At 71.8% G+C, this 25,516-nt stretch carries 21 protein-coding genes and 1 pseudogene; 10 read left to right on the forward strand and 12 right to left on the reverse strand.

The genetic code is table 11. The annotated features are described in order from the left end of the window. From ACIA6T_RS02350 to hisD, 4 genes are read right to left on the reverse strand one after another with little or no spacing between them, the layout of a single operon-like run. The gene (locus ACIA6T_RS02350) at positions 1-159 is read right to left on the reverse strand and encodes a hypothetical protein (RefSeq protein ID WP_399444668.1); all 159 of its coding nucleotides are present in this window, start codon (positions 157-159) and stop codon (positions 1-3) included. Between the two features lie 3 nt (positions 160-162). Next, positions 163-756, reverse strand: coding sequence for an imidazoleglycerol-phosphate dehydratase HisB (hisB, locus tag ACIA6T_RS02355; protein ID WP_399444669.1), 594 nt, complete (start codon positions 754-756; stop codon positions 163-165). Continuing rightward, complete coding sequence (locus tag ACIA6T_RS02360; RefSeq protein ID WP_399444670.1) at positions 753-1,868, reverse strand: histidinol-phosphate transaminase; 1,116 nt, start codon at positions 1,866-1,868, stop codon at positions 753-755. The genes hisB and ACIA6T_RS02360 overlap by 4 nt, the downstream gene beginning before the upstream one ends. After that, on the reverse strand, positions 1,865-3,190 hold the full coding sequence (gene hisD, locus ACIA6T_RS02365; RefSeq protein WP_399444671.1) for a histidinol dehydrogenase: 1,326 nt from the start codon (positions 3,188-3,190) through the stop codon (positions 1,865-1,867). The genes ACIA6T_RS02360 and hisD overlap by 4 nt, the downstream gene beginning before the upstream one ends. Positions 3,191-3,383: 193 nt before the next feature. Here hisD and ACIA6T_RS02370 point away from each other — a divergent pair, with 193 nt between their 5' ends. From ACIA6T_RS02370 to ybaK, 4 genes and pseudogenes are all read left to right on the forward strand, one after another. Continuing rightward, positions 3,384-4,961, forward strand: a complete 1,578-nt coding sequence (locus ACIA6T_RS02370) for an oxidoreductase (protein WP_399444672.1) — start codon at positions 3,384-3,386, stop codon at positions 4,959-4,961. A 274-nt stretch (positions 4,962-5,235) separates the two neighbouring features. Continuing rightward, positions 5,236-6,312 (forward strand): annotated as a pseudogene (locus tag ACIA6T_RS02375) (hypothetical protein). Between the two features lie 11 nt (positions 6,313-6,323). Next, complete coding sequence (locus ACIA6T_RS02380; RefSeq protein ID WP_399444673.1) at positions 6,324-7,064, forward strand: LON peptidase substrate-binding domain-containing protein; 741 nt, start codon at positions 6,324-6,326, stop codon at positions 7,062-7,064. A gap of 43 nt (positions 7,065-7,107) precedes the next feature. Beyond that, a complete protein-coding gene (ybaK, locus tag ACIA6T_RS02385) occupies positions 7,108-7,608 on the forward strand; it encodes a Cys-tRNA(Pro) deacylase (RefSeq protein ID WP_399444674.1) in 501 nt (166 codons plus the stop codon). A 213-nt stretch (positions 7,609-7,821) separates the two neighbouring features. Here ybaK and ACIA6T_RS02390 read toward each other — a convergent pair whose 3' ends face one another. The 4 genes from ACIA6T_RS02390 to ACIA6T_RS02405 form a co-directional block, all read right to left on the reverse strand. Then, positions 7,822-8,490, reverse strand: a complete 669-nt coding sequence (locus tag ACIA6T_RS02390) for an AAA family ATPase (protein ID WP_399444675.1) — start codon at positions 8,488-8,490, stop codon at positions 7,822-7,824. Between the two features lie 34 nt (positions 8,491-8,524). After that, positions 8,525-9,346, reverse strand: a complete 822-nt coding sequence (locus ACIA6T_RS02395) for an ABC transporter permease (RefSeq protein WP_399444676.1) — start codon at positions 9,344-9,346, stop codon at positions 8,525-8,527. A gap of 86 nt (positions 9,347-9,432) precedes the next feature. After that, positions 9,433-10,407 carry an ABC transporter ATP-binding protein gene (locus ACIA6T_RS02400; RefSeq protein ID WP_352380352.1) on the reverse strand — a complete coding sequence of 325 codons (975 nt, stop codon included), beginning with the start codon at positions 10,405-10,407 and terminating at the stop codon, positions 9,433-9,435. A 497-nt stretch (positions 10,408-10,904) separates the two neighbouring features. After that, positions 10,905-12,113 carry an NYN domain-containing protein gene (locus tag ACIA6T_RS02405; RefSeq protein WP_399444677.1) on the reverse strand — a complete coding sequence of 403 codons (1,209 nt, stop codon included), beginning with the start codon at positions 12,111-12,113 and terminating at the stop codon, positions 10,905-10,907. A 220-nt stretch (positions 12,114-12,333) separates the two neighbouring features. Here ACIA6T_RS02405 and ACIA6T_RS02410 point away from each other — a divergent pair, with 220 nt between their 5' ends. After that, positions 12,334-12,501 carry a hypothetical protein gene (locus ACIA6T_RS02410; protein WP_399444678.1) on the forward strand — a complete coding sequence of 56 codons (168 nt, stop codon included), beginning with the start codon at positions 12,334-12,336 and terminating at the stop codon, positions 12,499-12,501. Between the two features lie 126 nt (positions 12,502-12,627). Here ACIA6T_RS02410 and dnaE read toward each other — a convergent pair whose 3' ends face one another. After that, a complete protein-coding gene (gene dnaE, locus ACIA6T_RS02415; protein ID WP_399444679.1) occupies positions 12,628-16,167 on the reverse strand; it encodes a DNA polymerase III subunit alpha in 3,540 nt (1,179 codons plus the stop codon). 256 nt (positions 16,168-16,423) lie between these two features. Here dnaE and ACIA6T_RS02420 point away from each other — a divergent pair, with 256 nt between their 5' ends. From ACIA6T_RS02420 to ACIA6T_RS02435, 4 genes are all read left to right on the forward strand, one after another. Continuing rightward, positions 16,424-17,764 (forward strand): DUF2252 domain-containing protein, encoded by a 1,341-nt coding sequence (locus tag ACIA6T_RS02420; RefSeq protein ID WP_399444680.1) that lies wholly within the window; start codon positions 16,424-16,426, stop codon positions 17,762-17,764. A gap of 68 nt (positions 17,765-17,832) precedes the next feature. Next, positions 17,833-18,534 carry a hypothetical protein gene (locus tag ACIA6T_RS02425; protein WP_399444681.1) on the forward strand — a complete coding sequence of 234 codons (702 nt, stop codon included), beginning with the start codon at positions 17,833-17,835 and terminating at the stop codon, positions 18,532-18,534. A gap of 97 nt (positions 18,535-18,631) precedes the next feature. Beyond that, the gene (locus ACIA6T_RS02430) at positions 18,632-19,447 is read left to right on the forward strand and encodes a DsbA family protein (RefSeq protein ID WP_399444682.1); all 816 of its coding nucleotides are present in this window, start codon (positions 18,632-18,634) and stop codon (positions 19,445-19,447) included. A gap of 90 nt (positions 19,448-19,537) precedes the next feature. Continuing rightward, complete coding sequence (locus ACIA6T_RS02435; protein WP_399444683.1) at positions 19,538-21,223, forward strand: alkaline phosphatase D family protein; 1,686 nt, start codon at positions 19,538-19,540, stop codon at positions 21,221-21,223. A gap of 12 nt (positions 21,224-21,235) precedes the next feature. Here the strand turns inward: ACIA6T_RS02435 and ACIA6T_RS02440 are convergent, their stop codons facing one another. After that, complete coding sequence (locus tag ACIA6T_RS02440; protein ID WP_399444684.1) at positions 21,236-21,811, reverse strand: dienelactone hydrolase family protein; 576 nt, start codon at positions 21,809-21,811, stop codon at positions 21,236-21,238. Positions 21,812-21,918: 107 nt separating this feature from the next. On the opposite strand from ACIA6T_RS02440, the gene ACIA6T_RS02445 reads away from it, so the two are divergent. Beyond that, the gene (locus ACIA6T_RS02445) at positions 21,919-23,037 is read left to right on the forward strand and encodes a mechanosensitive ion channel family protein (RefSeq protein ID WP_399444685.1); all 1,119 of its coding nucleotides are present in this window, start codon (positions 21,919-21,921) and stop codon (positions 23,035-23,037) included. A 7-nt stretch (positions 23,038-23,044) separates the two neighbouring features. Here ACIA6T_RS02445 and ACIA6T_RS02450 read toward each other — a convergent pair whose 3' ends face one another. Together ACIA6T_RS02450 and ACIA6T_RS02455 are read right to left on the reverse strand one after the other, a co-directional pair. After that, positions 23,045-23,785 carry an SDR family NAD(P)-dependent oxidoreductase gene (locus ACIA6T_RS02450; RefSeq protein ID WP_399444686.1) on the reverse strand — a complete coding sequence of 247 codons (741 nt, stop codon included), beginning with the start codon at positions 23,783-23,785 and terminating at the stop codon, positions 23,045-23,047. 110 nt (positions 23,786-23,895) lie between these two features. Further along, a complete protein-coding gene (locus ACIA6T_RS02455; protein WP_399444688.1) occupies positions 23,896-25,482 on the reverse strand; it encodes a Na+/H+ antiporter in 1,587 nt (528 codons plus the stop codon). Positions 25,483-25,516 lie beyond the last annotated feature (34 nt).

The following is a 25,516-nucleotide window of genomic DNA, read 5'->3' on the forward strand; positions in this document are numbered from 1 at the left end:
TCACACCTCCAGTCGCAGAAGACCCGTGACGAGGCACATCGCGGCGCCGATGGAGAGCAGCACGATGAGGCTCGTGGGCATCTTCTGCTTGGCGAAGGAGATGATCCCGCCGACGAAGAACAGGCCGACGACGATCAGGACGGTGGACAGGCCGTTCATGGCTTACAGCGCGCCCTTCGTGGAGGGCAGGATGCCGGCCGCGCGGGGGTCGCGCTCGGAGGCGTAGCGCAGGGCGCGGGCGAGGGCCTTGAACTGGCACTCCACGATGTGGTGCGCGTTGCGCCCGTAGGGCACGTGCACGTGCAGCGCGATCTGGGCCTGGGCGACGAAGGACTCCAGGATGTGCCGGGTCATCGTCACGTCGTACTCGCCGATCATCGGCGCCATCTTCTCGGGCTCGGTGTGCACGAGGTAGGGGCGGCCGGAGAGGTCGACGGTGACCTGGGCGAGGGACTCGTCCAGCGGGACCGTGCAGTTGCCGAAGCGGTAGATGCCCACCTTGTCGCCGAGCGCCTGCTTGAAGGCGGCGCCGAGCGCGAGGGCGGTGTCCTCGATGGTGTGGTGGGAGTCGATGTGCAGGTCGCCCTCGGTCTTCACGGTCAGGTCGAACAGACCGTGCCGGCCGAGCTGGTCGAGCATGTGGTCGTAGAAGCCGACCCCGGTGGAGATCTCGGTCTTTCCGGTGCCGTCGAGGTCGATCTCGACGAGGACGGAGGTTTCCTTGGTGGTGCGTTCCACGCGTCCTACGCGGCTCATGCGCTCTGCTCCTGTTCCTTCTTGAGATCACGTACCGCGTCGAGGAACGCGTCGTTCTCGGCCGGGGTGCCCGCGGTGACCCGCAGCCATCCCGGTACGCCGTTGTCCCGGACCAGGACGCCCCGGTCGAGGATCTTCCGCCAGGTGGCGTGGGAGTCGGCGAACCGTCCGAACTGGACGAAGTTCGCGTCGGAATCGGTCACCTCGTAGCCGAGGGCGCGCAGTTCGGCGACGAGCCGGTCGCGCTCGGCCTTGAGCTGCTCGACGTAGCCGAGCAGTGTGTCGGTGTGCTCCAGGGCGGCCAGCGCGGTCGCCTGGGTGATCGCTGAGAGGTGGTACGGCAGCCGGACCAGCTGGACGGCGTCGACGACCGCCGGGTGCGCGGCGAGGTAGCCGAGGCGCAGGCCCGCCGCGCCGAACGCCTTCGACATGGTGCGGGAGACGACGAGGTTCGGGCGTCCGTCGAGCAGCCGGAGCAGCGAGTCGCCGTGACTGAACTCGATGTACGCCTCGTCGACGACCACCATCGACGGCTTGGCCGCCTGGGCGGCCTCGTACAGCGCGAGGACCGTCTCCGGGGGGACCGCGTTGCCGGTGGGGTTGTTGGGGGTGGTGACGAAGACGACGTCGGGCCGGTGCTCGGCTATCGCCTTCTCGGCGGCGGCGAGGTCGATGGTGAAGTCCCCGTTGCGGGGCCCGGAGATCCAGCCGGTGCCGGTGCCGCGCGCGATGAGGCCGTGCATCGAGTACGACGGTTCGAAGCCGATGGCGGTGCGACCGGGTCCGCCGAAGGTCTGCAGCAGCTGCTGGATGACCTCGTTGGAGCCGTTGGCGGCCCACACGTTCTCGACGGCGACCGGGTGTCCGGCCGTCTTCGTCAGGTATGCGGCCAGTTCGGTGCGCAGTTCGACCGCGTCCCGGTCGGGGTAGCGGTTGAGGTGCCGGGCGGCCTCGCGGACCCGCTCGGCGATCCGCTCGACCAGCGGCTCGGGCAGCGGGTAGGGGTTCTCGTTGGTGTTCAGCCGTACGGGGACGTCCAACTGGGGAGCGCCGTAGGGGGACTTGCCCCGCAGCTCGTCCCGCACGGGAAGATCGTCGATTCCGAAGCTCACTTGTTCTCAGGCACCTTCCACCCGAACCTGGCCTTGATCGCCGCGCCGTGCGCGGGCAGGTCCTCCGCCTCCGCCAGCGTGACCACGTGGTGCGCGACCTCGGCCAGCGCGTCCTTCGTGTAGTCGACGATGTGGATGCCGCGCAGGAAGGACTGGACGGACAGGCCCGAGGAGTGGCAGGCGCAGCCGCCGGTGGGCAGCACGTGGTTGGAGCCGGCCGCGTAGTCGCCGAGGGAGACCGGGGACCAGGGGCCGACGAAGATCGCGCCCGCGTTGCGCACCCGGTCGGCGAGCGCCGCGGCGTCGGCGGTCTGGATCTCCAGGTGCTCGGCCCCGTAGGCGTCGACGATCCGCAGGCCCTCGTCGGGACCGTCGACCAGGACGATCGCGGACTGGCGGCCGGACAGGGCCGGGACGATCCGCTCGTCGATGTGCTTGCTGGCCTTGACCTGCGGCTCCAGCTCCTTCTCCACCGCGTCCGCGAGCTCCGCGGAGTCGGTGACGAGGACGGCGGCGGCCAGCGGGTCGTGCTCGGCCTGGCTGATCAGGTCGGAGGCGACGTGCACCGGGTCGGCGGTGGAGTCGGCGAGGATCGCGATCTCGGTCGGGCCGGCCTCGGCGTCGATGCCGATCATGCCGGTGAAGTAGCGCTTGGCGGCGGCGACCCAGATGTTTCCGGGGCCGGTGACCATGTTCGCCGGCGGGCAGGACTCGGTGCCGTAAGCGAACATCGCGACGGCGGTGGCGCCGCCGGCCGCGTAGACCTCGTCGACGCCGAGCAGGGCGCAGGCGGCGAGGATCGTCGGGTGCGGCAGGCCGCCGAAGTCGGCCTGGGCCGGTGAGGCGAGCGCGAGGGACGGGACGCCGGCCTCCTGGGCGGGCACCACGTTCATGATCACGGAGGACGGGTAGACGGCCCGGCCGCCCGGCGCGTACAGCCCCACGCGGTCGACCGGCACCCACTTCTCGGTGACCGTGCCGCCGGGCACGACCTGGGTGGTGTGGGTGGTGCGGCGCTGCTCGCGGTGAACGAGCCGGGTGCGGCGGATGGACTCCTCCAGGGCCGCGCGCACGGCCGGGTCCAGCTCTTCCAGCGCGCGCTCGATCGCGGCGGCCGGGACCCGTACCCGATCCAGCTTCACGCCGTCGAACCGCTCGGCGAAGTCGATCAGCGCCGCGTCGCCCCGATGATGCACGTCCTCGCAGATGGGCCGCACCTTCTCCAGGGCGGCCGCGACGTCGAAGTCGGCTCGGGGCAGCAGGTCGCGCAGGGCGGGGCCCTCGGGGAGGGCGTCGCCGCGCAGATCGATACGAGAGATCACGTGCTTAATTCTCTCAGACCCGCACGGTGGGCCGTCCGCCCGTTCCAATGGCTGATACGTCACGCCCCCGGTGACGGTCCGCGCACGTTCCCGAGATCCTCTTCACTTTCCGTGTTCAACACGTCACTTCACCGGGCATGAACGGTTGTACGAAGGGACGAACCGACGAGTAGGTGAGGAGGAGGGGAGTGCCGTGACCGACGGGGTGGGACCGGGCGGCGGAGAGCCGCCGGAGGACCTGACCGCCACGGAGGCCGGCATGTGGCAGGCCTTCCGCAACGGCAGCGTGTACGACCTGAGCAGCGGGGACACGGTCGTCGACGACCCGCACGGAGGACATCCGTGGGGTCCCGAGCGGACGGTCCGGGCGCGCGTCGTGTGCTGGCTGCTGCTGGACGGGCCGCCCGCCCTGGCCGGCCGGGTCTCGTCACTGAAGCTGGTCGGGGTGCAGATCAGCGGCCCGCTGGACCTGGCGGGCGGCACGGTGGTGCCGTACCTGGAGATGCGGGCCTGCCGTTTCGAGCGGGACGTGCTGCTGCCGGAGGCCCGCTTCACGACCGTGCGGATGGTGGACTGCTCGATACCGCGCCTGGAGGCGGCCCGGCTGCACACCGAGGGTGATCTGCACCTGCCGCGCTGCCGGTTCATGGGCGGCGTACGGCTCACCGACGCGCGGATCGGTACGGACCTGCTGCTCAACCAGGCGGTCGTGCACCGGGACCGCAGTGGCCGCTCGATAGCGGCCGACGGGATGAACGTGGGCCAGGACCTCCAGGCGGAGATGCTGGAGTCGCACGGCGAGCTGAGCCTGCGCAGCGCGACGATCGGCGTGTCGCTGAGCCTGCGCGGGGCCCGGCTGGCCAACCCGTACACCCGGCTCGCGCTGAACGCGCCGCAGCTGACCGTGGAGCGCTCGCTGTACCTGACCCCGGCGGGGGTGGGCGCCCAGGCGCGCAGCGGGATGACACCGGCGCGCGGGACGCGGATACAGCGCTTCGAGTGCCAGGGCGGGGTGCGGCTCGACGACGGGCGGTTCGGGGACGCGGTCGACTTCGAGGGGGCCCGGTTCACCTTCACCGACGAGCAGGAGCTGTCGCTGCGCCGGGTGCAGACGCCGGAGCTGCGCTTCCTCGGGGAGCGGCCGGTGCGCGGCAAGGTGGTGCTGTCGGGGGCGCGGGTGGTCAACCTGATGGACCGGGCGGACAGCTGGCCCGGCCCCGGCCGGCTGCACATGGGTGGCTTCACCTACGAGAACCTGGTGCCGCGCGGGCCGTTCCCGCTGGCGCTGCGGCTGCGCTGGGTGGACGCGGCGAGCGCCGAGTACAACCCGGAGCCGTACGAGCGGCTGGCCGCCGTGCTGCGGGCGGGCGGGGAGGACGAGGACGCCCGCGAGGTGCTGCTCGCCAAGCAGCGCCGGCGCCGCGAGAGCCTGCCGATGGCGGCCAAGCTGTGGGGTTACGCGCAGGACTGGACGGTCGCCTACGGGTACCGTCCGGGCCGGGCCGCGGTGTGGATGGCGGTGCTGTGGGCGGCCGGCTCGCTGGCCTTCGCGCGGGCCGATCACCCGCCGCTGAAGAGCGGCGAGCACCCGGCGTGGAACCCGCCCCTGTTCGCCCTGGACCTGCTGCTGCCGGTGATCGACCTCGGCCAGGTCGGCTTCTGGCAGCTGCGCGGCGGCTGGCAGTGGCTGTCGGCCGCGTTCATCCTGCTGGGCTGGATCCTGGCGACGACGGTGGCGGCGGGGGCGACACGGACACTGCGCCGTACGTAGCGGCGTCCGCTGCCACCGGTGACGCCGTCGGCGGATCCCGTCACCGTTCGGCGCGGGGAGCGTTCCTCCCGGCGTGGCGCCGGGGCGGGTGCCCGGCGAGCGCCTGGCGGCCGTCCGACGGATCCGCCGACGGCGTCCCAGTGGTGGCCGGGGGCGCGAAAGGCCCGCGCAAGGTGAAAAGCGCTCTGCTTTTTGCCGGGCCTTGACCGTACCCCGTACAACCTTCCATGACTTCCGTGTCGCCTCTGGCGCCGCTGTGACCTGCGGTCTTTCAATGGTCGACACCATGGCTCTGATGGACGCGTTCACCCGCACATCCCGGGTGCGAGGAAAGACGACGGGCGCCACGCCTCCCGCCCCCGTCGTGCTGCCCGCCGACGACGAGGTGCTGCTCGACGCACCCGACGACCTGCTGGGCCCGGCGCTGGTCGGGGCCGCGGGCGGTGACCACACGCCCGTCGCCGAACTGCTCGCCGGCACCCGGCGCGGCGGCGCCTGGGAGCACCGCGACCGGTATGTGCGGCGGCTGGCCGCCTTCGCGCGTTCGCGCCCCGAGTGGCTGGACACCTGGCGCGCCCACGACCCGCGCGACCCCGACGGGCTGCTGGTGGACGCCCAGCGGGCGGTGGACCGCGCCTGGGACTCACCGGCCCGCGTCGAGCTGCTGCGCGAGGTGAGCCCGCTGATCACGGCCGCCGCCCGGGCGGACAACCGTGACCCGGTGCCCTGGCGGCTCGCCCTGGACCACGCCCGTGGCGCGCGCGCCGGGCACACGTACTTCGAGGAACTGTGGGAGGCGGCGGTCCGGCGGGCCCCGCACCACCACGGCTGCCATGTGGCGGCCCTGCGCTATCTGGCGTCCTCCTGGCACGGTTCGCACCACGAGTGCTTCACCTTCGCGGACCTGGCCGCGCAGGACGCGCCGGAGGACTCGCTCACCCAGGCACTGCCGCTGCGGGCGGCGTTCGGCTACCTCACCGACCGCTGCGGTCCCGAAGTGCCGCGCGCCCGGCTGGAAGCGGCGGCCGACCGCGCCGCCGCCCTGTCCGCCCGGCTGCCGGCGGGCCAGTCCTGGCCGGCCGAGCTGCGCAACCTGCTGACGTACGTCCTGGTGCGGCTGGAACGCCGGCGGGACGCCCTGGAGCAGCTGCGGCTGACCGGCCCGTACGCCACGTCCTTCCCCTGGGACCGGGAGGCGGACGACCCCCTCGGCCGGTTCCTGGAGGTCCGCCGGAACGTGCGTACGGCGGTCGCGTCCGGCTGTCCCTAGCCGGGCTCCGGCTCCCCGGCACCGGCCCTGGACCGACCGAGGAGTGAACAGGGCGGTCGGCCCCGCTTCGGCGACCATTAGGCTCTTGACCCGTGACCACCGTCCGGATCCCGCTCTTCCCCCTGAACACGGTGCTGTTCCCGGGGCTCGTGCTTCCGCTCAACGTCTTCGAGGAGCGCTACCGCGCCATGATGCGCGAGCTGCTGAAGACCCCGGAGGACGAGCCGCGCCGGTTCGCCGTCGTGGCGATCCGCGACGGGTACGAGGTGGCGCCGAGCGCGCCCGGCCTGCCCGATCCGACGGCCGTGCCCGCACGCGGCCCGTCGGCGGGCTTCGGCACCGATCCGCTGCGCGCCTTCCACAAGGTGGCCTGTGTCGCCGACGCGGCGACGGTCCGGGAGCGGGCCGACGGCACCTTCGAGGTGCTGGCGACCGGTACGACCCGGGTGCGGCTGCTGTCCGTCGACGCCTCGGGGCCGTATCTGACGGCCGAGGCGGAGCCGCTGGCCGAGGATCCCGGCGACGAGGCGGGGGCGCTGGCCGAGGGGGTGCTGCGGTCCTTCCGTCAGTACCAGAAGCGGCTGGCGGGGGCGCGGGAGCGGTCGCTGACGACCGGCGCGGAGCTGCCGGACGAGCCGGGTGTCGTCTCCTACCTGGTCGCCGCCGCGATGATGCTGGACACGCCGACGAAGCAGCGGCTGCTCCAGGCGCCGGACACGGCCTCACGGCTCCGTGACGAGCTGAAACTGCTGCGCGCGGAGACGGCCGTCATCCGTCATCTGCCGTCGCTGCCGGCCGCGGAGCTGACGCGCGGTCCGACGAGTCTCAACTGACGTAAGAAACCGACGTACGAAATCGACCGGGGTACAGGCGGGGATGGCGAAGAAGTCCAAGAAGCAGCAGCCGGGAGGCACGCCCGCGACGGTGGCGCTCACCGCGGCCGGGGTGCCGTTCACGGTGCACTCCTACGAGCACGACCCGGCCCACCCGTCCTACGGCGAGGAGGCGGCCGAGGCGATGGGGGTCTCGCCGGACCGGGTCTTCAAGACGCTGGTGGCGGACGTCGACGGCACGCTGACGGTGGCGGTGGTGCCGGTGGCGGGCCAGCTGGACCTGAAGGCCCTGGCGTCGGCGGTGGGCGGCAAGCGGGCCACGATGGCCGACCCGACCCTGGCGGAACGCACCACGGGCTACGTCCGCGGCGGCATCTCCCCCCTGGGCCAGCGCAGGAAACTCCCCACGGTCCTGGACGAGTCGGCCACCCGGCACGAAACGATCTGCGTCTCAGCAGGCCGCCGCGGCCTGGAGGTGGAACTCACCCCGACCGACCTGACCACCCTGACCTCGGCGGCCTTGGCCCCGATCGGCCGCGGGTAACCCGCACCCGCGGGCAGCCGCACCGCCACCCCGCCCTCCGCGGGCAGTCGTGCCTCCCCCAGTGCCTCAAGGGCCTGGGAGGTACCCCCAGGGCGATGGGGGTCCCCCGCTCGAGCGAAGCCGAGCGGGGGAGGGTGGGCGCGACGGCACCCCGTAAGCACCGGGCCGCGCGAACGTCCCTCGCCCCGCACCAACACGGAGACACCCGGCAACCTACGCGCCCGGACCCTCGTACGCTCCCGCAGGGAACTGCTCCGGATCCCGCGGCCCGAACAACCCCGTCAACCCCAGATGCGACACCAGCGCCGCGAACGGCCACGCCAACAACGCCCCCTTCGCACTCAGCTTCAACGGCGCGTCGAACGTGACCCCCTCACCGACGCTCCGAGCCCGCGCGATCACGTCCTGCGCGGGACCGAGCCACACCCCCAGCCGCCAGGCCAGCAACGACCCCAGCAGCCCACCGACCGCCAGCGCCACCACCAACGGCACACCCCCGCGCCGCCGCACCAGGAACACGGCAAGCGCGCTCACCGCCCCGAACCCCAGCGCGAGCAGCGAGAACACCCCGTCCACCCCGATGACCTGCTCGCCCTCGGAGTCCTTGAGGTAGACGAACCAGTTGTCGCCGATCACGGTGCCCACGTACGGCACGCGCGGCGCCAGCCACCACCACAGCACACCGAGCAGCACCCCGCCGAGCGCCACCGCCACCGCGGTCACGGCGGCCTCACGTATCTCCGCCTTCATGCCGGGGCCGTCCTGTTCGTACCACCAGCCGTGCCGTGGATACGCGGCGTCGCCGTCCTTCCCGTACGGGTACGCGGCGACCGCCTGCTCGTGCTCGTGCGGAGGCGGTGGTGGTGTCAGAGGTGCGCTCACCCTGCCATCGTGCCAGGCCCGGCTGTGCGGCGCGTCACCGGACGGCCGCCCTGCGGTACGCCCAGGTCGCGACGGCCAGCGAGAGGACGCCGACGACTCCGCACACGGCGAGGTCACCGAGTACCCGCGCCCAGTCGGGGTGCGGTCCGAAGGTCCGCGCGAAGGCCTCGACTCCGTACGTCGACGGCAGCAGGTCCCGGGCGAGGCGCACCGCCTCCGGCATCCGCTCCGCCGGGAGCACACCGAGCAGCAGCGCGGCCGACATGCCGAGCTGCCCCAGCAGCGTGGCCAGCTCCGCGCGGGGCGCGAGCAGCCCGAGCGCCGCGCCGAGTCCGGCGAGCGCGGCCCCGGCGAGCGGGATCACGGCGGCCAGCACCCACAGGTTCGCCAGCGGCAGCCCGAACAGCACGCACCCGAAGACGGCGGTCACCACGGTCCCCGGCACGGTGAACGAGGCGTACGCGCCCGCCGCGCCCAGCACCACAGCGGCCGGCGGCACCGGCAGGGTCGCGTAGTGGTCGAGCCCGCCGCTGGCCCGTAGCTGCCCGAAGTACTGGGCGAGCAGGTTCAGCGCGACGAAGGCGACGACCAGGACCGCCGAGCCGGCGACCACGGCCTGCGCCTCGCCGCCGCCGTCCACGACCCCGCGCATCAGGATCATGATGCCGACCGACTGGAAGGTCGCCACGAACAGCAGCGGTATCCGCGCGACCCGGGCCCGGGAGAGCTGGGCCCGGTACACGGCCGCCAGCGACGGCCACAGCCGCGCCCGGGGGCCGAGTTCGGCGGCTTCCGGCGCGGCCTCCTCCACGGCCAGGACGCCGCCCGGCACGACATCGGCGGGTACGACACTCACGTCGTGCTGCTCCCCTTCGCTCGGAGGTTCGCCCGGATCCACTGCGGCGGTCGCCCTGTTCCGTACGGATGACGCGGCCCGTGTGCTCACGCCTTCACCAGTCCCTGTCGTACGGCGCCGCCCAGCGCCAGGTAGACGTCCTCCAGGCTGGGCGTGGCCAGCGTGAAGTCGTCCAGCGCGGCGAAGGCGGCCCCGCCGGTGACGGTGGCGACGACCGTACGGGCCTCCTCGGGCGCCAGCCGCAGGGTCCAGCGGCGGCCCGACTCGACCACCCGGTCCCGCAGTGCGGCGACCTCGGGCACGTGCAGGGGCGCCGCCTCGCGCCACACCAGGTCGACCCGGACCTCGCCGGCGACCCGCTCCTTGAGCCCGGCCGGGCTGTCGCAGGCGATGACCCGGCCCCGGTCGAGCACGGCGACCCGGTCGAGCACGGTCTCGGCCTCGATCACGTTGTGGGTGACCAGCAGGACGGTGGTGCCGTGCCCGGCGCGGCGCCGGTCGACGGCGGACCACACGGCGCGCCGGGCCACCGGGTCCATGCCGGTGGTGGGCTCGTCCAGGACGAGCAGGGGCCGCTCCCCCACCAGCGCGGCGGCGAAGCAGGCCAGCCGGCGCTGGCCGCCGGAGAGTTTCCTCAGCGGGCGTCCGGCGATCGGGGTGAGCCCCAGTTCGTCCAGGACGTCGTCCCGCTCGGCCCGTGCCCGGCGCGCGTCGAGCCCGCGCAGCCGGCCGGTGGTCTCGGCGGCGAGGGACACGGTCAGTTCGTCGAGGGCGCTGGACTCCTGGCCGAGGTAGGCGAGGATGCGCGCGGCGCGCTCGGGGTGGCGCACGATGTCGTGGCCGAGGATCTCGACGCTGCCGCGGTCGGGCCGCATCAGCCCGGTGAGCTGGCGCACGAGGGTGGACTTGCCGGCGCCGTTCGGCCCGAGCAGCCCGAAGATCTCACCGCGCCGGATGTCGAGTCCCACGTCGTCGGTGGCCCGGACCTCGGGCGTCGCGGGGACCCCGCGCCGGCCGCGCACCGCCGGATAGGTCTTGGTCAGCCCGCGCACCGCACACACGACATCACCACCGTGCCGGAATCCCTGTGCCGCGCGCGTACTCACAAGGCACGAGCCTACGGGGTCGACCGCCCCGCCCCGCTCCCGGGTCACCCCACCACCCACAAACCCACCCAAACCACCCAACGACCCACCGAGCCAACGACCCACCGAGCCACCGAGCCACCGAGCCACCGAGCCACCGAGCCAGGACAACACCCGCACACGCCGAGACCGTGGCCCACCTCCCGGCCCACCGACCCGGGCCAGCGCCCACACACGCCGGGACCACGGCCCGCCCCCCAACCCACCGAGCCGGGACAACCGCCCGTCTTCCAGCCCACCGAGCCGGGACAACCGCCCGCACGCGCCGAGGCCGTGGCCCACCTCCCGGCCCACCGAGTCGGGTGGTGGGTGGGCACAGGCCGGGGGGCCAGGGGGCGGGAGCCCCCTGGCGGGGGCGCGGGGGCGGAGCCCTCGACACGGGGCCCGGGAAGGGGCAGAACCACACCCCCCGCTCACTCCCCGGCGGGAGCCCTTTCCGTACCGGTACGAAGATCCAGCTCACGCCAGAAACCCGCCCGAATGGCGTAACGATCACGCTCGTCGATCTGGTCGTCCTTGTGGGCGAGCAGCCCGAAACGCGCCGCGTACCGCAACAGCTCCCCGTCGACACGGTGCGGAATCCGGGGATACATCCCGGACAGCTTCTGGATGTGCCCCTGGTCCCCGAGCCGCTCCACCCAGCGCCGCGCGAACACCTGCCCCACCTCGAAGGGGTCCCCGCCGACGGTGGTGATGTCCTCCTCCCGGTCGGCCCACCGCTGCTCCGCCGTGGTCAACTGGGCGAGCGTCGGCATGGAGGCCGCGTCCGGCGGCTCGGCGGCCGGCCGGTCGACCCAGCCCTTGTCGGAGGACCAGCGCAGGGTCGCGGAGGCGGGCTGCTGGGGCGGGTGCGGACCGGGGCCGCGCAGCGCGGCCAGGTCCTTGGGGGTGGGTACGCCCTTGGCCGTGGCCGCCCGTTCGGCGGTCCCGTTGTGCCCGGCGGCAGCCGAGTGCCGCGGCTCCTCGACGGTCCGCTCCGCCGTCGCGCCGGGCGCGGACTCCGGCAGCGGGGCGGAGAGGATCGCGGCGATCTCGGGCCGCGGCACGGGCGGCGGGGCGCACACCCCGGTGTACTCCTTGGCCCGTACGGCCCGGGTGATCCACGCCCGGTCCAGCACCCGGCGCTCGTCGGCCTCGGCGACCAGGTCCTCGGACTGGTTGTAGTCGCCGTCGGCGGCCTGCACGGCCCACAGGTGCACGGCGACGCCGTGCTCCTTGGCGGCCATCATGCCGGGCAGCAGGTCGCCGTCCCCGGTGACCAGGACGATGTCGGAACAGGCCCGGTTGCGGGCCAGCTCGGTCAGCTCGGCGTGCATCGCGGCGTCGACGCCCTTCTGCGCCCAGCGGCCGTCGCTGCGGGTCAGCGCGCCGAGCCGGACGGTGACCCGGGGCATCACGCGCAGCCTGCGGTGTTCGGGCTGCGGGACGCGGTCGGGGGCGCCGTCGAACCAGTAGATGCGCAGCAGCGGCTGACGCGTGTCGGACTCGGCGCGCTCCCGCAGCCCCTGGATGAGGGCCGCGTGATCGACGGTGATGCGGGACCGCGACGGTTCCCCGGCGAGGAGACTGGCGGCGGCCCCCAGCAGATACCCGGCGTCCACCAGGACGATGCAGCGGTCCACGCGATCCACCCTCTTTCCGGGAGGTTTGCTTCGGGCTTGCTTCGAGTCTGCCCGACCACGCCGGGGTTAACGGCCCGAACTCGATCTTCGGCGTGGCGTTTCCACACTTCCTCCCCGATCACCCCGGTCACACACGGTAATTGTCCAACATGCGCCTGTTATCGGGCTATGTGAATCTGGTCCCGGCCCTGGCCCCTAGTCCCCCACAGGAGGCATCACCATGGCCAAGAACAAGAACCGTGACCGTAAGCAGCCGCAGGCCGAACGCGCCCAGCGGGTGGCGCAGGCGTCCACGATGGAGACGCCGGACGAGCAGCGCACCACACAGGTAGTGCCCGGCGAGGTCGGCCGGGGCAAGGGCCGGCAGAAGCGCTTCGGCCACAACTGACGTCTTCGTGACGGACCGTCGCGGTCCGGGCACATGAGGACCCGGACGTACGAAGGTCCAGGCACATGAAGAGGGGCGCACCCACCACAGGGTGCGCCCCTCACGCGCGCCGGCCGGACGTGCCCGCTAGCCCGCCAGGCAGGACGGTCCGAGGAGGACCTTCAGATCGCCGAACAGGGCCGGGTCCGGCTTCACCCGGTGCCGGTCCAGGCGCAGCACGGTCGTCTTCGTCGGCCCCTGGAGCTTGATCCGCACCTCGCTGTCGCCCTTGTGGTGGGTGAGGATCTCGCCGAGCCGGCTGACCATCGGCGGGGTCACGCGGGTGGCCGGGATGGTGAGCACCACGGGCGCGTTGGTGCCGGCGTTGGACAGGTCGGGGACCATCAGCTCCATCGCGACCAGCCGCGGCACGTCCTCCCGCTTGTCGAGCCGGCCCTTGACGAACACCACGGCGTCCTCGACGAGTTGCGTCGAGACGAGCTGGTACGTCGCCGGGAAGAACATGCACTCGATGGAGCCCGCGAGGTCCTCCACGGTGGCGATCGCCCAGGCGTTGCCCTGCTTGGTCATCTTGCGCTGGAGGCCCGAGATGATGCCGCCGATGGTGACCACCGCGCCGTCGCCGAAGTCACCGCCGGTGAGCTGGGAGATGCCCGCGTCGGCCTTGTCGGACAGCACGTGCTCCAGGCCGAACAGCGGGTGGTCGGAGACGTAGAGCCCGAGCATCTCGCGCTCCTGGGCGAGCAGGTAGGTCTTGTCCCACTCGTCGTCGGTGAAGGTGACGTCGAGGCCGAAGCCGGGCTCGCTGGTCTCCTCCTCGCCCATGCCGCCGAAGAGGTCGAACTGTCCCTCGGCCTCCTTGCGCTTGACCGCGACCACGTTGTCGATCATCGGCTCGTAGTGGGCGGTGAGGCCCTTGCGGGTGTGTCCCAGTTCGTCGAAGGCGCCGGCCTTGATCAGCGACTCCGTGGTGCGCTTGTTGCAGACGACCGCGTCGACCTTGTCGAGGTAGTCCGGGAAGGAGGTGTACTTCCCCTTGGCCTTGCGGCTCTTGATGATCGACTCGACCACGTTGGTGCCGACGTTGCGCACGGCCTCCAGGCCGAAGAGGATCACGTCGTCGCCCTGGGCGGCGAAGTTGTGCACCGACTCGTTGACGTTCGGCGGGAGCACCTTGATGCCCATGCGGCGGCACTCGTTGAGGTAGATCGCCGACTTGTCCTTGTCGTCCTTCACCGAGGTGAGCAGCGCGGCCATGTACTCGGCCGGGTAGTTCGCCTTGAGGTAGGCGGTCCAGTAGGACACCAGTCCGTACGCGGCGGAGTGCGCCTTGTTGAAGGCGTAGCCGGCGAAGGGCACCAGCACGTCCCAGAGCGCCTGGATGGCCTCGTCGCTGTAGCCGTTCTTGCGGGCGCCGGACTGGAAGATGGTGAAGTTCTTCGCCAGTTCCTCGGGCTTCTTCTTGCCCATCACGCGGCGGAGGATGTCGGCCTCGCCGAGCGAGTAGCCGGCGATGATCTGGGCGGCCTTCTGCACCTGCTCCTGGTAGACGATCAGGCCGTAGGTGACCGCGAGGACCTCTTCGAGCGGCTCCTCCAGCTCCTTGTGGATCGGGGTGATCTCCTGGAGCTTGTTCTTGCGCAGCGCGTAGTTGGTGTGCGAGTCCATGCCCATCGGGCCGGGACGGTAGAGCGCGGAGACGGCGGAGATGTCCTCGAAGTTGTCGGGCTTCATCAGCCGCAGCAGCGAGCGCATCGGTCCGCCGTCGAACTGGAAGACCCCGAGGGTGTCGCCGCGCTGGAGGAGTTCGAAGGTCTTCGGATCGTCGAGCGGCAGGCCCAGCAGATCCAGGTCGACGCCCTTGTTGGCCTTCACCATCTTGACGGCGTCGTCCATGATGGTCAGGTTGCGCAGGCCGAGGAAGTCCATCTTCAGCAGGCCCAGCGACTCGCACTGGGGGTAGTCCCACTGCGTGATGGTCACGCCGTCGGTGTGCCGCACCCAGATGGGGGCGTGGTCGACGATGGGCTCGCTGGACATGATCACGCCGGCGGCGTGCACGCCCATCTGCCGGACCAGGCCCTCGACGCCCTTGGCGGTGTCGATGACCTTCTTCACGTCCGGCTCGTTCTCGTACATCGACCGGATCTCGCCGGCCTCGCTGTAGCGGGGGTGCGAGGGGTCGGTGATGCCGTTCAGGTCGATGCCCTTGCCGAGGACGTCGGCGGGCATCGCCTTGGTGAGGCGGTCGCCCATCGCGTACGGATAGCCCAGCACGCGCGCGGAGTCCTTGATGGCGTTCTTCGCCTTGATCTTGCCGTAGGTGCCGATCATGGCGACCTTGTCGGCGCCGTACTTCTCGGTCACGTACCGGATCACCTCGACGCGCCTGCGCTCGTCGAAGTCGATGTCGACGTCGGGCATGGAGACGCGCTCGGGGTTGAGGAACCGCTCGAAGATCAGTCCGTGCGGGATCGGGTCGAGGTCGGTGATGCCCATGGCGTAGGCGACGATCGAGCCGGCCGCGGAGCCACGGCCGGGGCCGACCGCGATGCCGTTGTTCTTGGCCCACATGATGAAGTCGGCGACGACGAGGAAGTACCCCGGGAACCCCATCTGGATGATGACGTCCATCTCGTAGTCGGCCTGCTTCTGGCGGTCCTCGGGGATGCCGCCGGGGAAGCGCCGCTCCATGCCGCGGCGGACCTCCTCCTTGAACCAGCTGACCTCGGTGTACCCGTCCGGGATGTCGAACTTGGGCATCAGGTCGCGCTTCTCGAACATGCCCGTGGTGTCGACCATCTCGGCGATCAGCCTGGTGTTGGCGCAGCCCTGCTGCCAGGCGTCCGAGGAGTCGATGGCGTACATCTCGTCGGTGGACTTGAGGTAGTAGCCGGTGCCGTCGAACTTGAAGCGGTCGGGGTCGGAGAGGTTCTTGCCGGTCTGGATGCACAGCAGCGCGTCGTGGGCGGTCGCCTCGTGCGCGTACGTGTAGTGCGAGTCGTTGGTGACCAGGGGCGGGATGCCGAGCTTCCGGCCGATCTCCAGGAGGCCGTCGCGGACCCGGTGCTCGATCTCGATGCCGTGGTCCATCAGCTCCAGGAAGTAGCGGTCCTTGCCGAAGATGTCCTGGTAGTCGGCGGCGGCCTTGAGGGCCTCGTCGAAGTGGCCGAGGCGCAGCCGGGTCTGCACCTCGCCGGAGGGGCAGCCGGTGGAGGCCACGATCCCCTCGGACCACCGGCTGATGGTCTCCTTGTCCATCCGGGGCCACTTCTGCAGCCAGCCCTCGGCGTACGCGTCGGAGGAGAGCTTGAAGAGGTTGTGCAGGCCGGTGCTGTTCACGGCCCACATCGTCTTGTGGGTGTAACCACCGGAACCGGAGACGTCGTCCCGCTTCTGGTGCGGCTGGCCCCACTGGATCTTGCGCTTGTTGCGCCGGGACTCGGGCGCGACATACGCCTCGATCCCGATGATCGGGGTGACTCCGGCCTTCTGCGCGGAGTGGAAGAAGTCGTACGCCCCGTGCAGGTTGCCGTGGTCGGACATGGCGATGTGCGACATGCCCATTTCATTGCAGGCGTTGAACATGTCCTTCAGCCGCGCGGCACCGTCCAGCAGCGAGTACTGGGTGTGGACGTGCAGGTGCGTGAACGGCGGCTTTGACACGGTGCGGCCTCCAAGGATGAACAGGGGCGGCGCGAAGCGCCTCGATGAGGGGTGGTGGTCGGGCGACGGATGGGCCTGTGACGGGCAGGCGGACGGTCTGGGGGACAGCGTCGAAGTCTATGCCCCGAGGCTGACACGCGGAGGCCGCCACGACGTACCTTCGGGCGGTGGCGCGGGCACTCCCGTGACCCGTCGCACGTTGGACAGGGGACGGATCAGCCGTCCCGAGACATCCCGCACCTGGAGGCACAAAGCGATGTCGGTACCGCAGCTCAACGACGAGCACCGCGGTGAGGAGATCCTCGCCGTCCTCGACACCGCCTTCGGCGAGCTCCTGGCCGCCGACCCGGCCGCGTTCCGGGTGAAGTTCCGCAAGATGGCGGCCTCGGCGTTCGCCTTCTACCGCGGGACGGCGTGCCTCTTCTACCACGATCTGACCGTGTCCGATCAGTTCGGCTCGAAGCAGGGCGGCCCGTACCTGGACGAGCGCACCTCACGGGTGTGGATCCATGGCGATCTCCACGCGGAGAACTTCGGCACGTACATGGACTCCAACGGCCGCCTGGTCTTCAACGTCAACGACTTCGACGAGGCCTACGTCGGCCCCTTCACCTGGGACCTCAAGCGCTTCTCGGCCTCCGTGGCGCTGATCGGCTACGCGAAGGCGCTCAGTGACGAGCAGATCACCGAGCTGGTCACGATCTACGCGGCCTCCTACCGGGAGCGGATCCACGCGCTGGCCACCGGCGCGAAGAGCGACGAGGTGCCGCCGTTCACGCTGGACACCGCCCGGGGGCCGCTGCTCGACGCGCTGCGCGACGCCCGCTCGCTGACCCGGTTCGGGCTGCTGGACTCGATGACCGACATCCGCGACTTCGAGCGCCGCTTCGCCGCCGGCGGCGGCGCGGTCGAGCTGGACGCCGCCACCCGCTACAAGGTGCTCGCCGCCTTCGACGGCTATCTGGAGACGCTGCCGGACGCCTCGCTGGCCCGCCCGGACTCCTACCGCGTGAAGGACGTCGTGGGCCGCCGCGGCATCGGCATCGGCTCGGCCGGGCTGCCGTCGTACAACATCCTCCTGGAGGGTCACAGCGACGCCCTGGAGAACGACGTGGTGATCTACATCAAGCAGGCCCAGACCCCGGCCGTCTCCCGGCACATCACCGACCGGGCGATCCAGGACTACTTCCAGCACGAGGGGCACCGCACGGTGATCTCCCAGCGCGCCCTCCAGGCGCACGCCGACCCGTGGCTGGGCTGGACCGAGCTGGACGGCGCGGGCCAGCTCGTCGCCGAGGTCTCGCCGTACGCCGTGGACCTGGACTGGGGCGACATCGACGACCCGGAGGAGATCGCCCTGGTCGTCGCCGACCTCGGCCGGGCCACGGCGACGATGCACGCGGCGGCGGACGACACCTCCGGCGAGTCCCTGGTGCCGTTCTCCACCGAGCGCGCCATCGACGCGGCGATCGCCGCCGACGAGGACTCCCTGGTCCCCCTCCTGGTCGAGTTCGCGCACGACTACGGCGCCCGTGCGCGCGGCGACCACCAGATCTTCCTGGACCTGTTCCGCAACGGCCGGATTCCGGGCCTGTAACCATCCGCGCATCCACAGGACCCCTTTAGGGATCCCTTACCGGAGCACGTGACACACTCGTTCCCGCCATGGACATATCCGGAACCCAGCTCAGAGCCGTACGCGCGGCGCTGTTCACGGCAGTCGTCGTGACGCTCAGCGCCGCGTCGCACGTGCTGCTGTCCGGGGTCCCGCTGCCGCTGAACACGGTGGCCGCGATCGCCGCCGCCGTGTTCGGGCTGGCGTACGCCCTGGCGGGGCGGGAGCGTTCCTTCGGGCGGATCGCCGCCCTGCTGATCCCGCTGGAGCTGGCCGCCGACACCGTCTTCACCACCGGCCAGCACGTCTGCTACGGCCGGATGGGCGGCCCCGTCGCGGGCCCGCTGCGCTCCGTCGGCTTCGACGTGCTGTGCGGCGACGGCACCGGCGTGGGCGCACCGCTCGTCCGGGCCACCGGGCACGCCGCCGAGGGCGGCGACCGGCTGGCGGCCCTGCTCGCCCAGGCCGACCCGGCGACCGCCTGGGCGCTGCTCGGCGCGCACATCGGGGTCGGTCTGTTCGCCGCCGCCTGGCTGCGCCGCGGCGAGCGGGCGCTGGCCCAGCTGCTGGGCGCGGCGGCGGCCACGACCTTCCGGCCGCTGCTGCTCGCGGTCGCCGCGGTGACCGTGCGCCGGGCCCCGGAGGTCCGCCGTCCGGCCCGCCCGGTCCGCCGTACCGCCACGGCCCGCACCCTGCTCCTCGCACACTCCCTGGGACGGCGCGGACCGCCGTGCTCCGTCACCTTCGCCTGAGGGCGGCCCCCGCCCCGGCGAACCCCCTGAGCACCAGCATCCCCATACGTATCCCGCACACGACACGACCGTGTGCGTCCCCCGTGGAGACATCACCATGAGCAAGCGGAACAGCCAGGCGGCGAAGAACGCGGCCCGGGAGCGGCTGCGCGTGGAGCGCGAGCGCCAGGCGAAGAAGGCGAAGGTCAGGCGGCAGCTCATCGTCGCCGCCTCGGTCGTCGGCGTGCTGGCCGCGGCCGGCGGCATCGGCTACGCGGTCGTACAGGCCAACAAGCCCGACGCCTGGGAGGCCGCGAAGGACGCCAAGCTCGTCAAGCCGGCCAACACCAGCGGCAAGAACGGCACGACCGTCGTCATCGGCGAGTCCGACGCGAAGAAGACCCTGGAGCTGTACGAGGACCCGCGCTGCCCGGTCTGCGCCTCCTTCGAGCAGACGGTCGGCAAGACCATCGAGAAGGACGTCGAGGACGGCAAGTACAAGATCCGCTTCATAGGCGCCTCGTTCCTCGACCGCGGCCTGACCGGCGAGGGCTCCAAGAACGCCCTGAGCGCCCTGGGCTCCGCGCTGAACGTCAGCCCCGAGGCGTTCCTCGCCTACAAGAGCGCGCTCTACTCGGCCGAGTACCACCCCGAGGAGTCGGACGACAAGTTCGCGGACGACGCGTACCTGATCAAGGTCGCCAACACGGTCGACGCCCTGAAGAACAACAAGGAGTTCCAGGCGGACGTGAAGGACGGCACCTACGACAAGTGGGCGCTGGAGATGTCCGACGTGTTCGACAACACCGAGGGCGTCGAGGGCACGCCGACGCTGATGATGGACGGCAAGAAGCTCACCGGCTCCGACGGGCAGAACGCGCCCATGACGGTGGACGAGTTCAACACGGCGGTCGACGCGGCCCTCAAGGCCTGAGCCCCGGCCGTACGACGGCACGCTGAAGAGCGGGCGAACTTTCGCGAGTTCGCCCGCTCTTGCGTGTACCTGTCAGTAACCTGATCGGCTGTGACCAGTCGACACAGATCATCCCAGAGCGCCGTCTCCGCCACCGCGGACACCCACTCCCCGTCCCCGCGCCGTCGTACGGTCGTCAGGGCGGCCGCCGCCACCGCGGTGCTGGCCGGACCGCTCACCGGCGCCCTCCCCGCGCGTGCCGCGACCGCGCAGGCGCCCGCCTTCCTGCACGGCGTCGCCTCCGGCGACCCGCTGCCGGACGGCGTCCTGCTGTGGACCCGCGTGACACCGACGCCGGAGGCGATACCCGGCTCCGGGCTCGGCCCGGACACGGAGGTGAGCTGGACCGTCGCCCGGGACAGGGCGTTCACCGACGTCGTCGCGGAGGGTTCGACCCTCGCCACCGCCGCCTCCGACCACACCGTCAAGGCGGACATCCGCGGCCTGCGTCCGGCCACCGACTACTGGTTCCGCTTCTCCGCCGGCGGCACGGACTCGCCCGTCGCCCGCACCCGCACCGCCCCGGCCGCCGACGCCGCCGTGACCGGCCTGCGCTTCGGCGTGGTCTCCTGCGCCAACTGGGAGGCCGGCCGCTTCGCCGCGTACCGCCACCTCGCGGCCCGCGGCGACCTGGACGCCTGGCTGCACCTGGGCGACTACATCTACGAGTACGGCACCGGCGAGTACGGCGCCCGCGACGAGGTCGTCCGGCCGCACACCCCCGCCCACGAGATCGTCACCCTCTCCGACTACCGGCTCCGGCACGCCACGTACAAGACCGACCCGGACCTCCAGGCCCTGCACGTCAAGGCGCCGGTCGTCGCGATCTGGGACGACCACGAGTTCGCCAACGACACCTGGTCGGGCGGCGCCGAGAACCACACCGAGGGCGCGGAGGGCGCCTGGGTGGCCCGCCAGGCCGCCGCCAAGCAGGCCTACTTCGAGTGGATGCCGGTACGGCCCGCGCTCGCCGGCACCACCTACCGCCGGCTCCGCTTCGGCAAGCTCGCCGATCTGTCCCTGCTCGACCTGCGCTCCTTCCGCTCCCAGCAGGTCTCCCTGGGCGACGGCGAGGTCGACGACCCGGACCGCACGCTCACCGGGCGCGCCCAACTGGACTGGCTGAAGGCGGGGCTGACGGCGTCCGACACCACCTGGCGGCTGGTCGGCACCTCGGTGATGATCTCGCCGTTCTCCCTCGGCTCCCTCCCCGCGAGCCTCCTCAAGCCGCTCGCGAAGCTGCTGGGCCTGCCGCAGGAGGGGCTCGCCCTCAACACCGACCAGTGGGACGGCTACACCGACGACCGCCGCGAACTCCTCGCCCACCTGCGGACGAACGCCGTCCGCAACACGGTCTTCCTCACCGGCGACATCCACATGGCGTGGGCCAACGACGTGCCGGTGAACGCCGGCACCTATCCGCTGTCGGCGTCGGCCGCCACGGAGTTCGTGGTCACCTCGGTCACCTCCGACAACCTCGACGACATCGTGAAGGTCCCCGAGGGCACCGTCTCCACGCTCGCCGCACCGCTGATCCGGGCCGCCAACCGGCACGTCCACTGGGTCGACACCGACCGGCACGGCTACGGCGTACTGGACATCACCGCCGAGCGGGCGCAGATGGACTACTACGTGCTGTCCGACCGTACGGCGGCGGACGCCACGTCCGAGTGGGTCCGCTCCTACCGCACCCGCAGCGGCACGCAGAAGGTCGAGCGCACCCACGACCCGGTGTGACGCCCTGCCGACTCAGCGCTCCAGCGAGTCGAGGAAGCCGAGCGCCACCCGCCAGGTGGCCTCGGCGGCCTCCTCGTCGTAGTCGGGGAGACCGGGGTCGGTGTAGAGGTGACCGGCGCCCGCGTATCTGTACACCTCGACGTCGGCGCCGGCCCGGCCCATCCGCAGGTACCAGGCGGTGAGCCAGTCGTCCGTCTCGAACGGGTCCGGCTCGGCGACGTGCAGCTGCACCGGCAGTTCGTCCGCCGAGGCGTTCTCCGCGATGTCCGACGTGCCGTGCAGGAGCAGCAGTCCGCGCGCCTTGTCGTCGCCGAGGGCCAGCGTCTGGGCGACGGAGGCGCCGAAGGAGAACCCCGCGTACACCAGCCCCCGCTCGGAGTAGGGCGCGGCGGCCAGCACGGCCCGCTTCAGCAACTCGTCCTTGCCGATCCCCTCCTTGTACGCCATGCCGTCCTCGACCGTGTCGAACGTGCTGCCCTCGAAGAGGTCGGGCGTCCACACCTCGTGTCCGGCCGCGCGCAGCCGGTCCGCGGCCCGGCGCACCGCGGGCCGCAGACCGTAGGTCGAGTGAAAGAGCATGATGTTCATGCGGTCCATGGTGCCAGCCCGGTGTGACGACGCCGGATCACGGCCCTACCCGCGATCGTGCGGAAGTCACATGTTCATGCCCGCGCGAGCCGGTTAGGTTCGGGAGCATGGATGACGTGCTCCGCCCATTGATCGTGGTCGGCGGCTCGGTCGTGCTCACCCTGCTGCTCGGCTGGGCCACCGACCTGCTGCTGCGCAAGGCCGACGAACGCCACCCCGAGACCCCGCTGTGGGGCCTGCTGCGCCGCGGCCGGATCCCCTACCAGCTGCTGCTGTGCGCGGCCCTGCTGAGAGGGTCGTACGACGAGGCGGACCTGCTGCCGGACCACGAGGCCGCCGTCGGCCGGACCCTGACCCTGGTGCTGATCGGGTCGGCCGCCTGGCTGGCGATCCGGATCGCGGCCGCGGTCGTCGAGACCACGTACACGCGGTACGCCAGTACCCACCGCGAACGCGACCCGGCGCGGGTCCGCCGGGTGCGCACCCAGGTGACGCTGATCCGGCGGGTGGTCTCGGCGATCGTCGGTGTGGTGGCGGTGGCCGCGATGCTGCTGACCTTCCCCGCGATGCGGGCGGCCGGGGCCTCGCTGCTGGCCTCGGCCGGGATCCTCGGCATCGTCGCCGGTGTGGCGGCCCAGTCCACGCTGGGCAACATGTTCGCCGGACTGCAGATCGCCTTCGGCGACATGGTGCGCATCGGCGACACGGTGGTCGTGGACGGCGAGTGGGGCACGGTCGAGGAGATCACGCTGACCTTCCTGACCGTGCGCACCTGGGACGAGCGCCGGATCACCATGCCGGTGTCGTACTTCACGTCCCAGCCGTTCGAGAACTGGTCGCGCGGGACGCCGCAGATGACGGGCACCGTCTTCTGGCACCTCGACCACTCGGCCCCGCTGGAGGCGATGCGCGACAAGCTCCGCGACATCCTGCGGGAGTGCCCGGCCTGGGACGGCCGCGCCTACAACCTGAACGTGACGGACAGCACGCCCAGCACGATGGAGGTGCGGGCCCTGGTGACGGCCAAGGACGCGGACGACATATGGACGGTACGGGTCGAGGTCCGCGAGCAGATGATCCGCTGGCTGGCCGACGCGCACCCGTACGCGCTGCCCCGGGTCAACACGGCGGACGCGGCGCTGCCGCCGGGCCGCGACGGCCACCGCTCCCCCGACGGCATGGTGCCGGCGGCCCGCCGTGTGCACAGTCACCCGAGGGAGCGCTGACCGGTGCTCAGTGACCGCGTTCGGCCCCGCCGTTGACCTGGACGATCTGCGAGGTGATGTGTGCGGCGCCCGGGGAGGCGAGCCAGTGCAGGGTCGCGGCGACGTCCCCGGGCGTTCCGGCGCGCCCGTCCAGGGTCTCCTCGACCAGCCGGGCGCGCAGTTCCCCGTCGATGCCGTCGCCGAAGAAGGCGGTGTCCTCGATGTAGCCGGGGGCGACCACGTTCACGGTGATGCCGTGCGGGCCCAGTCTCCGGGCGAGGTCATGGGCGTACGGGTGCAGGCCGGCCTTGGCCGCCCCGTACGCCACCTGTCCGTGGCCCCGGTAGGCGGCGATGGAGCCGATGAACAGCACGCGCCCGCCGGGTTCGGCGAGCCGGTCGCGCAGGGCCTCGGTGAGCAGTGCGGCGGTCAGCAGGTTGAGCCGGAAGTTGACCGTCCAGGAGCGGGCGACGGCGTCGAGCGGGTCGTCGCCGTCGGCCGGTGGTTCGAGGAGCCCGTTGCCTCCCGCGCTGTGGACCAGCACGTCCACGGCCCCGAACTCCCGGCCCACGAAGCCGGCGACACCGCGCACGGCCTCGGGCTCGGCGAGATCGGCGGCGTACGTCAGGGCACCCGGCACCTCGGCCCGCTCCAGCACGTCCTTGCGCCGCCCGAGCAACAGCACCCGGTCCCCGCCGTCGGCGAACACCCGCGCGGCGGCGAGCCCGATCCCGGTACCGCCCCCACTGATCACGACATTCCGATTCATAGGAGGACTCTACGAACGAAAAGCCGCCAAAGGCGCCAAGCTCCCACGGGAAACGCCCACTTCTCAACGAACCGAGACGGACGGCGCACGGGCGGGAGAATCAAAGAAAATCAGCGCAGACTGCGCACATCCAGATGCCGCAACACCCGGTCCACCACCTCCGGATCCGCCCCCGCCTCACTCCGCGCCGCGAGCACCTCGTGCCGAGCCGCGCTCAGCATCTCCCGCTGGATCCCCCGCACCCGCTTCAGCCGCCGCGCCCGCTGCCGGTGCGCCTCCCGCCGTTCGTCGTCCGCGAGGTCGGGGCTGATCCGGACCCCGATGTCGAAGGCGCTGCGCAGCATCTGCTCGGACAGCTCCTCCGGGAGGTCCTCGACCTCCTCGATCTCGCGCAGCCTCCGCTTCGCCGCCTTCGCCGCCCGGACCGCCAGGTCGTGCTCGAACCGCTTCTCCCGCCCGGTGTCGGCCCGCACCCCCAGCCGCCCCACCAGCCACGGCAGACTCAGCCCCTGCACCAGCAGGGTCGCCATGATCACGCCGAACGCGATGAAGACGATCTCGCTCCGGCCGGGAAAGTCACCCCCGGCGTCGGTCTCCAGCGGAATCGCCAGCGCCAGCGCGACGGAGGCCACCCCGCGCATCCCGGACCACCACATCACCACGGTCTCGCGCCAGCTCACCGGGATCTCCTCGGCGGTGTCCCGCGCGGCGTGCAGCCGTTGCGTCAGCCAGGTCGCCGGCAGCAGCCACAGCAGCCGGACCAGGACGACCACGCCCACGATCACCGCCGCCCAGCCGAGCAGCTCGCCCCAGTGGCCGGACGCGGTCCGCACCGCGTTGTGCAGTTCGAGCCCGACCAGCCCGAACGCGACCCCGGTGACGAGGGTGTCGACGATGTCCCAGAAGGTGTGCCCGGCCAGCCGGGTCATGACGTCGTCGGCGTCGGTGGCGTACTCGACGAGGAACAGCGCGGTGGTGAGCACGGCGAGCACGCCCGAGCCGTGCAGCTCCTCGGCCGCGACGTAGGAGGCGTACGGCACGAGCAGGCTCAGCCCGATCTGCAGGGTCGCGTCCCCGAGGAGACCCATCAGCTTGTTGGCGCCCCAGCCCAGGGCGAGCCCGACCGCGACCGCCACCACGGCCGACAGCACCAGGTCGAGCCCGGCCGCCCAGGCGGAGAAGCTGCCGCTGACGGCCGCGGCGATCGCCACGTTGTAGAGGACGATCGCCGTGACGTCGTTGAAGAGCCCCTCGCCCTCCAGGATCGACACCAGCCGGCGCGGCAGCCCCAGCTTCCCGGCGACGGCGGTCGCCGCGACCGGGTCGGGCGGCGCGACCAGCGCGCCGAGGGCGAAGGCGGCGGCGAGCGGCAGTCCCGGCACGATCGCGTGGGCGACGGTCGCCACGCACAGCGTGGTGACGAAGACCAGCGCCACCGCGAGCAGCAGGATCGGTCTGACGTTCGCCGCGAACTGCCGCCAGGAGGTCCGTCGTACGGCGGCGTAGAGCAGGGGCGGCAGCAGCAGCGGGAGGATCAGGTCGGGCGGGATGTCGACGTTCGGTACGAACTCCAGCAGGGCCAGTACCGCCCCGAGGACCGTCATCAGCACCGGCGCCGGCAACCTCAGCCGCTCCCCGACCGGGACACTCACCACGGCCCCGAGCAGCAGGGCGAACAGCAGGGTCAACTGGTCCACGGTCACGGCTCCGGGCGGATCGACGATCGGCGGG

This window comes from Streptomyces sp. NPDC051740 (genome assembly GCF_044453165.1).
Lineage (GTDB): Bacteria > Actinomycetota > Actinomycetes > Streptomycetales > Streptomycetaceae > Streptomyces > Streptomyces atrovirens.